Annotated in this window: 10 protein-coding genes and 1 pseudogene; 2 read left to right on the plus strand and 9 right to left on the minus strand. The window is 62.8% G+C overall.

From position 1 onward, the window contains the following. Positions 1–3: 3 nt before the first annotated feature. The 9 genes from SR3_RS20675 to SR3_RS20715 form a co-directional block, all read right to left on the minus strand. A complete protein-coding gene (locus SR3_RS20675) occupies positions 4–348 on the minus strand; it encodes a hypothetical protein (protein WP_068090257.1) in 345 nt (114 codons plus the stop codon). Further along, positions 345–2,861 (minus strand): TraC family protein, encoded by a 2,517-nt coding sequence (locus tag SR3_RS20680; protein ID WP_068090259.1) that lies wholly within the window; start codon positions 2,859–2,861, stop codon positions 345–347. The genes SR3_RS20675 and SR3_RS20680 overlap by 4 nt, the downstream gene beginning before the upstream one ends. After that, on the minus strand, positions 2,858–3,508 hold the full coding sequence (locus tag SR3_RS20685) for a TraV family lipoprotein (protein ID WP_068090276.1): 651 nt from the start codon (positions 3,506–3,508) through the stop codon (positions 2,858–2,860). Before SR3_RS20685 ends, SR3_RS20680 begins: the two co-directional genes overlap by 4 nt. A 38-nt stretch (positions 3,509–3,546) precedes the next feature. After that, positions 3,547–4,941: a TraB/VirB10 family protein gene (locus tag SR3_RS20690; RefSeq protein WP_407668186.1), complete on the minus strand. Its 1,395-nt coding sequence runs from the start codon at positions 4,939–4,941 to the stop codon at positions 3,547–3,549. After that, positions 4,938–5,663 carry a type-F conjugative transfer system secretin TraK gene (locus SR3_RS20695; protein ID WP_245654026.1) on the minus strand — a complete coding sequence of 242 codons (726 nt, stop codon included), beginning with the start codon at positions 5,661–5,663 and terminating at the stop codon, positions 4,938–4,940. Before SR3_RS20695 ends, SR3_RS20690 begins: the two co-directional genes overlap by 4 nt. A 40-nt stretch (positions 5,664–5,703) precedes the next feature. Beyond that, the gene (locus tag SR3_RS20700; RefSeq protein ID WP_068090263.1) at positions 5,704–6,348 is read right to left on the minus strand and encodes a TraE/TraK family type IV conjugative transfer system protein; all 645 of its coding nucleotides are present in this window, start codon (positions 6,346–6,348) and stop codon (positions 5,704–5,706) included. 8 nt (positions 6,349–6,356) lie between these two features. Next, on the minus strand, positions 6,357–6,623 hold the full coding sequence (locus SR3_RS20705) for a type IV conjugative transfer system protein TraL (RefSeq protein WP_068090265.1): 267 nt from the start codon (positions 6,621–6,623) through the stop codon (positions 6,357–6,359). A gap of 130 nt (positions 6,624–6,753) precedes the next feature. Then, positions 6,754–7,086, minus strand: a complete 333-nt coding sequence (locus SR3_RS20710; RefSeq protein WP_068090279.1) for a hypothetical protein — start codon at positions 7,084–7,086, stop codon at positions 6,754–6,756. A gap of 186 nt (positions 7,087–7,272) precedes the next feature. Continuing rightward, positions 7,273–8,112 carry a DsbC family protein gene (locus SR3_RS20715; RefSeq protein WP_407668187.1) on the minus strand — a complete coding sequence of 280 codons (840 nt, stop codon included), beginning with the start codon at positions 8,110–8,112 and terminating at the stop codon, positions 7,273–7,275. A gap of 35 nt (positions 8,113–8,147) precedes the next feature. On the opposite strand from SR3_RS20715, the gene SR3_RS31485 reads away from it, so the two are divergent. Continuing rightward, complete coding sequence (locus SR3_RS31485; RefSeq protein WP_157099003.1) at positions 8,148–8,549, plus strand: hypothetical protein; 402 nt, start codon at positions 8,148–8,150, stop codon at positions 8,547–8,549. Positions 8,550–8,767: 218 nt separating this feature from the next. Beyond that, positions 8,768–9,063, plus strand: a pseudogene (locus SR3_RS31490) (hypothetical protein); the annotation flags it as partial.

The following is a 9,063-nucleotide window of genomic DNA, read 5'->3' on the forward strand; positions in this document are numbered from 1 at the left end:
CGATTATCTCCGACCGCTGCGGATTGCGCGCAACTGCGCGCCAAGCCGGGTGAGAAGCTGGCCGGCAAGGCCGGCGAGGCACACCGTTGCCAGACCGGCGATCAGGCACAGCACGCCGACGATTGCCGCATTGCGCAGGGCCGTGAGCCAATCATGTGTCAGCGCCCCCAGGGCCCCGAAGAGCAGGGCCGCCATCATCACGCTTTCCAGCGCCACCAGACGCAGGCGCCAATAGAGGGCCTGGGCCTCGGCTTGCGCGGCAGCGCGCTTCTCGACGAGCTCGTCGACCTCTTGAGCCTGGCCGAAGGAGAGTTTGATCTGGTCGGGATGGGATGAAAGGCGGCTCATGGCATGACCTCCGCTTGGGCAGGAAGAATCTCGGCGGGATCGACGCCGGCAAGTCGGCAGACCGCCTCGAGAGGGCTCAGGCCCTGGCGCAGCAGCGCATCGAAGGCCGCCACCTCACCGGGCGCCGAGGTGTTGATCCAATAGGAGAAGGGATCGACCACAAGGCGGGCGATGCCCAGCCCCAGAGGGCTGTCGATAAAGACCTCGCTGTAATGAGGCTTGGCGTTGCGCACCGATTTGAGGAGATCGAGGACGAAGGGCGAGTAATCGAGCACCTTGTTCTCGACCGCCTGACCGTAGGTCGAGCCCTGCAGCAGGAAGCGTGTGGCGGCGTTCTCGAGGATCACCTGGCCCGTACCGCCGAACAGCAGCAGATCGTTCATGCTTTGAAGCACGACGCCGAAGCTGCCCTGGTACTTGCGAGCCCGGCGGTAACCCTGGCCGAAGGCCTCGGCGAGGCGGGAGAGATCCTGGCCGTCGCTGCGGCTCATGAATTGAGCGGCTTCATCACAAAGCACGAAGCGGGGCTTGTCGCGCGCCGAGAGGTAGAGCTCCTGCGTGACGGCATTCACCACCACCATGACGATCACATTGAAGAGATCGGGCATGGCCTTCAGGCGCTCAAGCTCGAGCACCACGAACTCGTCGCGCGAGATGTCGAAGCTGGAGGGGCCGTTGAAGAAGTGCCCATAGGCGCCCTGCGACCCGAAATCCCGCAGATTGAACGCGAGCTCCCGCGCGGTGGGGATGAGATGCTCGACCCGGTCAAGATCGGTGGTGGCCTGTGCCGGATAGGCACCGAGCCAGACGCGCACGGCATCGATGCCCTGTTCGGCCCGGCCCGTCTCGATCGCCCATTGCACGGCCGATTTGAGCAGGTTCCATTCCGACGTGGAAACGCCTTTTCGCGTGGCAGCATTGGCCATCTCGGCGACAATCGCCACGGCCATGGAAATCGCCGACTGCTTGTCCTCGCCATCGAGCGCAAAGCCCATATCGAAGGGGTTGAGGACCAGGCGCTCCTCCCCGATGTCGATGTAGCGGCCCGAGCACAGCGTGCAGAGCTTGCGGTAGGAGCCGCCGATATCGATGATGCGGATGAGCGCGCCTTGCGCGTAATATTGCTGGCAGAGGTTGTTGAGCAGGAAGCTCTTGCCCGCGCCGCTTTCGGCCGAGACGATGAAATTGTAATTGTTGATGCGCGGATCGAAGAGGTCGAGGGTGACGAGCTGACCCTTGCGCCCGGCATAGAGCAGGGCAGGCCGGCCGCCGCCGCGAAAGTCGCTCTGGACCGGGGCCAGCAGCGCTGCGGCTTTCACCGGCATGCGAAAGTCACGCTCGAGCAGGCGCATGGTGCGCTTTTCCGGATAGAGCCCGAAGGGCAGGCTCATGGGCAGCAGCACGGGATTGAGATAGCTTTCTTCCTGCATCATCCAGGGCAGGGGTTCCGATTCCCAAAGGCGCTTGGCGCGGGCCGCCATCTCTCGGGCCTGTGCGCGGTCGCGGCCAAAGACCCAGACCATGGGAATGATGGTGAGAAAGCGGCTGTTGCCGGCTTCATCGAGCACCCAGCCAATCTCCTCGATCTGTTTGCCGACCTCGACGGCAAAGGAGCCGGCGGCTTTCTGGGCCGAAAGGATCTGGGCGCGTTTGTGGATCTCGAATTGGGAGTGGTCGAAGAGGATGTTGAGCGTGACCAGAAATGGCCCACCGATCTGATCGCTGTCTTCGGCGGCGCCGCGCATGCCGCCCAGCAGGCGATTGGCCCTCTCGGCGGTGATGCGGCGGGCCGGACTGCGCGGTGTCAGGCAGCGGGCCACCTGATTGCCGAGGAAGACCTCGGGGCCATCAAAGGCAAGGTCTGGCCCGGCATCGATGATCTGCTTGCGGATCGGGCGTGCATGGCCACCATCGGCGCCATCGGCAAAGCCGCCGGCCCGGTCTGTGAACAGGCCGTTGAAAATGCGGCGATAGAAGCTGACGGTCTCCTCCGGCGCGAGGCGGCGGATGCCCATCTTCGCAAGTTGCTCCTCGACCTGACGGCGCAGGTCCTGCCCGAGGGGGGCGCGGGTCTTGACCGAAAGGAAGAGGCGAAAGTCGCGCAGGGGGATACCGTGCATGGCCCCAAGACCTGCGGTTCCTGCGCGCATATAGTCTGCCGTGCGGCGGGCGGAGGCCTGGATCAACGGATCGGGACGGGTCTTGAGATCCAGGAAGGCGTCGAGGGCCTGATCGATAACCGGGTCGGCAAAACAATGGAGCTGTGCGACCGTGCCTTCGGGGAAGTGGATGTTGAGCAGGCCCGTGAGCGCCTGATGGACATGAGCGAACATATAGGCGGCGGGGACAAGCTCCCAGGCATAGCCCCAGCCATCATCGATGCAGAGGAAGGCTTCTTCCTCCCTGTCCCACGCCACCAGCGGCAGGAACTCGGAAAAGGCGTCGCGCGAGACCGAGCGGCGCAGGGCGGCGAAGGTGAGGCCGCCGGCCCCCTCATGCTGCAGCCGCTTCATGGCCGTGCCTCCTCGGGCGCGGCGGGGACGGGCGCGGGATCGCCATCGACTGCAGGGTCGGCGTGGCCCTTGTCCTTGACCTGCTGGAGTACAGGCGCGCGCGTGGCCGGGTCCTGCTGGCCGACGAGATAGTCGCCGACCACCCATTGCGGGCGTTCCAGGATCGAATAGACGTAGCGCGGCATATAGAGCCGGTCGGGCCGCTCGCGATCGGCATAGGGCAGGATCAGGGTTCTGACCGTTTTGCCCGCGCGCAGCATTGGCGTTGTCGGTGCATCGATCAGGCCCTGAAGCTCGCGATAGACGCTGTCACGGTAGGCGATATAGGGCGCGACCCCTTTCGTGCCGCCCTTGGCCGTAACGGCATGGCCTTGCCCGTCCTCATGATTTCGCGCCCCTTTGAGCATGGCCTTGTCGTGGGTGATCGCCGGGTCGGAGTGCGAGGGTACGCCCGCCACCGCATCGGCATAGGCTTTGTCGGGATGGATGCACTGGCCGTGGTCGGGGTTCTTGCAGGAGAATTTCTCGCTGTAGGGAGACATCAGCGAGCCGACAGTGGTGCAGCCTGTCAGCATCGCGACTGCCACGGGCGCAAAGAGTGCTGCGGGAAGCCGGACGCCGCGTGTAGTTGATCCGGGCGTGATCATGGGGGGCATGGAGCCATCTCCTTTGAGCGGGGAGCGCATCAGAACTTCACCCCGGCGGTGGGCTTGATCTCGAGGGTGACGCCCTCCTGGATCACCACCACCACATCCTTGGCGGCGCCGACCTCGACGATGGGGCCGGCCTGCCGTGCGAGATCGAGGTAGAAATCGGTGAGCTTGTCGGAGGATTTCGAGAGACCACCGGCCAGACTGGTCTTGGCGGCATCGGAGGCATCGAGGGTGCGGACCGAGCCCAGCGCCGAGGTGGAGGTTGAGCCGAAGGTGTTCTCGACCGCGCTGGCGAAGCCCGAGACGGTGCCAGCGATAAAGGAGCGGGCAAGAGCCGCCCCGGCGCGTGTCACCACCTTGCCGGAGAGGCCCTTCTTGCCGTCGGTATCGACAAAGAAGCCCTTGATCGGCTGGTCGACCACCGAATGCTCGTCGAAATCTACGCAGGAGAGCGAGACGAGTTGGACCTCGACGCGTTCCTTGGCGAGGCTCCCTGTCGCATTGCCGATGACAAAGCATCCGGCGAGGTTCGCCTTGACGTCATTGGGCAGCACGGCGGGTGCCTGAACGCGGGCGATCAGCGGTTCCGGGTTCTGCGTCGCGTCCTTGCTCGCCAGAGCGTCGATGCCGGTCAGCAGCCGCGCCTTCATAAAACCAGGCGGTAAAAAGATCGTCCTGGTCTTTTTTTTAGCGCCAGAGCCAGCGAGATCCTTGGCGCCATCCTTGCCGGAAGCAGGCAGGATGCTGCTGGTCGCGCCGCCGATGGCGCCCACCGTCTTCTCGACCGGCGGTGCGGGTGGGGCTGGCGGCGTGACCGGCCCAACAGGAACCGAAGGTGGTGCCGGAAGGCTGTCCATATCGTCCGAGCCCTTGACCCGGCCTGCCCTGCCACCGCTGGGCGGGGAGGACGGGATTTTCACGCCAGGTAGCGCAGGGGGTAATTCGCCCATGTCGGGCGTGCTGCTTGCCGCCTTACCGCCAGGCTGAACCTTGCCTTCCTCGATGGCGGTCACCCGGTCGCCCAACTGCTGTTGGCCATCAATGATCTTCTTGAGATCGCCATGAAGCTTGGTTTCCAGGCTGTCGCCGCGCAAACCGGCGCCCATATCGAGTTTGGCGGCATTGGCCGCGACTGCGGGCTGCCCCTTCGATCCTGAGGATGCAGTGTAGAGTCCGTAGCCCAGCAACGCGACGGCCATGCCGATGCCAGCCTGCTTGACCCGCAACTTCTGTTTGGCGGAAAGAGCCTGCCAGTGGGATTTGATGTCGAGGCCGGATGCGATGCTCGCGCTGCGGCCACCATTGTCCTGCGCCTGATCGCGGGCGGCTTCCGCCTCGAGATGGGCTTGATAACGGCTTGGTGACTTATCCGAGCCGCCCGCAGCGTCCTCGCCGTCCATGGGCTCGAAGGGAGGTTCCTGGCTCATTGGACCTCTCCCCGACGCACAATGATGACGCGAGACCGCTCGCCGGCTTTGAGCGACAGGTGGTCCGCGCTGACGGCAAAGATGCGCGTGCCGAATGTCCTATCTAGGAAGATACGCTCATCGAGCACGGTCTCGGCTGGCACATCCACGCTGTATTCCGAGGCCGAGAGGCCAGAGCCCTCGATCTCCACCCGGCGGCGCTCGATGATCGTTGCGCCGTCGAGCGATGGAATGGCGATCCTACCGGTCCGTGGCGCTACCGCAGAGAAGCTGGCAGGAATGCGATCCTGCAGCAGGGCCAGGGTAATCGAGACAGCCCGTTCCTCCTCGACCAGCGGGGAGAGTAGATCATCATTGGCTTTTTGGCGCTGAGCCTTGCCGGGCATCAGCGTCACCGTCTGGGCGGGCATATCGCTGGGCTCGGCATAGAGCGGATAGATCGCGCCGTTGCAGGAGACGAAGAATTCCGAAGGGGTGGTCACATAGCTGCGGGTTACCTGCCCGGCATCATCCACTTCCTTCACGAGGAATTTGATCCAGGCATCCGATCCGCCCTTCTCGACCGCAATGGATTTCTCGGCAGAGAACTTGACGTCCTCGATCTCGCCGCCGCTGCAAATGACGTGGTTGACATCGCGGTTTGAGAGCCGGATCGATGCGGTCTGGTCGGGCAGGGCGATGATCGCCTGGGCGCTGGCGGGCGGACTGATCTGCAGTGCCATCAGTCCTGCTGTGAGGCAGCGGGCAGGCGAGTGAAGGAGCTTACCGGGTTTCGGCATCGAAATTGTCCTCGATAAGGTGGGTGAGCCAGAACCGGCCATTCTCGATGGCGTAGCCAATCTTGAGATTGCCCCGGAATTTGCGGATGACGCCGCCGATGACGCGGACTTTCTCAACCGGCACGATGATCTCGCTGCTGGTCCAGGTCACGGGCTGATCGGCGCGGATATAGGTCGCGATCGAGAGCGTGGGATTGTCGGAGAGATCGTCGAGGATGCTGTTCAGGCTGTCGCGCATCTGGTTGTAGGCTGAAGGATGCGCGATCGAGAGCAGTTCCTGGAACTGGGGGCCCGCTGAATAGGCGGAGTAGCTGCCCGAGAGCTCGACGATGTTGCGGGCGATGGCACGCAAATAGTCGGTTGAGGGCTTGGAGCCGGTGACATAGAGGTCACCGCCTGCACCGAAAGGCACGATCACCGTGCGGCGGTTCTGGTCCGAGGAATAGATCTCGGCGCCCAAAACCGCTGTGATCCCGAACAGGCCGACAATCGCAAATTTGAGCAGCCGGTTCTCCTCGAAGAGATTGGCCGAGCCTTGCAGGTAGCGGTGGATGCCGAAACTGGCGGGCTGACCAAGCATCGGATCGCTTTGCGCCGCGGTCTTCGGTTTGAGGAAGGGAAAGGGCATGGCGTGCCTCACTCGTAGAAGCGGGTCTGGGTCGGACCCGGGTAGAAGGGCAGGGAGACAAGCCCCCAGCGCCAGGCCAGTTGCGAGAGGAAGCCGCGCGGTTTTGAGCGCTTCCAGGGCAAGAAAAGGAGAAGGGCCAGAACGAGGCTCCACCCGATCACGCCGCCGACGATGGCAGCGACGAAGATCGTCGAGAGGACCAGGATGAACTCGTCCGAGGCAAACCAGAGGATTTGTACCGGGCGATGAAGATACTGGGGCAAACGTTCGTCCATATGCCCTTCTCCTCCTGCTTCACCACTTGGCGGAGGCCAGGTGGAGGGCCGAACCTCACTCGCGAGAGGTCCGGTTCAGTGCGGCCGCCAGCTGGACGCCTTGATCAGGCGCTGTCCGGCGTCCGAATTTTCAGATCACCATGCCGAAGGTCTGGAGGATCGAATCCGCCTTGATGAGGCAGACTGCCGCCACGATCGTCGGGATGCCGATCATGATGTTGGAAAACAGGCGCGAGACACCAAACAGGAAGGCGGCGACTCCACCCACAAAGCCCAGTGGACCTTTGACACCCTTGTTCACGACGATGTCGTAGATGTCGTAGCCAAGGTCTCCCTGCGCTGGCGCCGAAAACGCATGGGCGGCACTGGCTATTGCGAGAGTAGCGATGAGGCCGGTGAGGGCCAGATCGGTTGAAGCAGCGCTGCGGAAACCGGAGGCGCGCAGAACCGGAAGTCTGATCATGAGGATACTCCGTGTCGGGTGAAGCCATCCGGAATGCTGCGCCGTCGAGATGCCCCGTTGGCTGCCGATGCTCGCGTCGGATGGCTTCGCGGAGCCCGCGTGTATCGGCATCCCGATCCGCCAGAACCGCAGCCCTGCTTGCGCCGGTCATCTGCAGTCTGCTGGCGGCCGCCAGAATGATTGAACTTAAGGAAGATGATCGCGGGTGGCGGTCGAGACCGGTGTGGGCGTCGAATTGGCCACAGCCTTGGAATGGGCGACGAGAAACGTCTCAATCTGGCCCTGCTGGAAGCCCGAGATGATCTTGCCATCCAGGATAAGCGTTGGCGTACCGCTGACTCCAACCCGCGCGACGAGGGCTGCATCCTCCGCTACCTTGGCGTGCCCTTTCGGGCAGGTCGCCAGCGCCGACGGGGATACGCCTGTGTACATTGCCTTAAAAGAGGCAACTGGGTCCGGCGAGCACAGGATATGCTCAGCCTTTGCCGCGGCCTGCGGGTGGATGCCCGACACGAAGTAGACGAGCCTTCGCACTGGTTTGCCTTCAGCGGCTTTGGCGATCCAGTAGCGCTCCAGCGCCTGACAATAGGGACATTCGGGATCGGTGAATTCGATGACCGTTGGTAGCCCTGCAGGGCCGATAACGAGGGCCTTGGCCGGATCGATAGAAGCGAGCTGCTTTTCGGCTCTTGCGCTCTGCGCAACTGCGGTCACATTGATCCCGTTGCGATCATAGACCGTCGCAAAGAGAATATGCTGACTTTCCGGGGCGTAATAGATCAGCCGACCGCCGGCGCTGGCTTGATAGATCGGGCCCCTGACCGGAGCCGGGCCAAATTCGTCGAACTGTAGGTTCGAGAAGGTCTGATGCAACCGAAGTTCCGCTTGGGCCGCAGCATCGCGTAACAGCCGGTCATCGCTTTGCTGGATCGACGGAGGTGCCGTTTGGGCGGTCGCGACGGATGTCATGCCAAGGAGCAGGCAGGTTGGTAGCACGAAATGCAGCAGGCTGCGGGAGATATTCATCGGACGCTCTCCTGGCGAAGGAATATGGGGGCGAGGTGCCCTCCGAACTGCCCGGGCGCGTCGTCAATCCACACATGATTTCCCAGTCGATTGAGCCGGATGGCGGGGACGGCCGAAGGCTGAGGTTGCGATTTCCGGGCGACGATGCTGAAGCCGTCACCATCTTCGATGGTATCGAGAGGTACCGTGCAAAGCAGGGCGGGAGGAACGATGGCCGGGCAAGCGATCAGCCTGCCGGCAGAAAAGAGGAGGGCGAGGCTCGCCCAAACATAAGTGACCATTCGCATCGATGGGATCCTTCCGAAAGGGCTGCATTGCTTGGGGCAGCACATTGGCAGCCGACGGCCTTGCCAAATGCAAAGAGTTTGGCTCTTTGCGCGGTGTATGAACGCCACGCTTGCATGAAGGGCATCGATCACGGCATGATGATCCCGTAAGGGCAACAAGCCGGCAGGCACCTAGGCCATGCTGTCGCGTGGTCGCGGTTCCGTTCTCCTGTGAGCTGAAAAAGCGCAGAGGAAGGAAGGTTTTGCAGGCCGGTTCGCTGCCCGGGCGATGCTGTTGTTTCCTTCCGTTCTTCCGAGCCGAGGGATGGCCTGCTTCACCCCCGCCCCGCAATAGCGAGGGCAATCAGCTTCCGGTTGGGGGAGTTCGGGTGCCGTTTGTCGGCAGCATGCTTCCTGAAACCGGAAATGAAATTCCGATTGTGACGTCTACGCTCATCAATGTGCCGCTGCGCGATGCCAAGCGGAGCACTTTGCCGAGTCTTTTCAGACGTCCCGACCAGTTCCTGGAGGTGTATGTGACCGTTACCCGCACTCGCGCTTACAAGCTGCAGCTCTCCAAACAGGGCATTCAATTCTATCTCAAATGCCACGATAGCTTGTGTCGTCGGGTTGGTGATCTTCTTCCTTACGGGAATACCTTGTTCGTCAGCATGCTGTTGATGCG

Origin of the sequence: Novosphingobium rosa NBRC 15208, from assembly GCF_001598555.1 — a bacterium.
Lineage (GTDB): Bacteria > Pseudomonadota > Alphaproteobacteria > Sphingomonadales > Sphingomonadaceae > Novosphingobium > Novosphingobium rosa.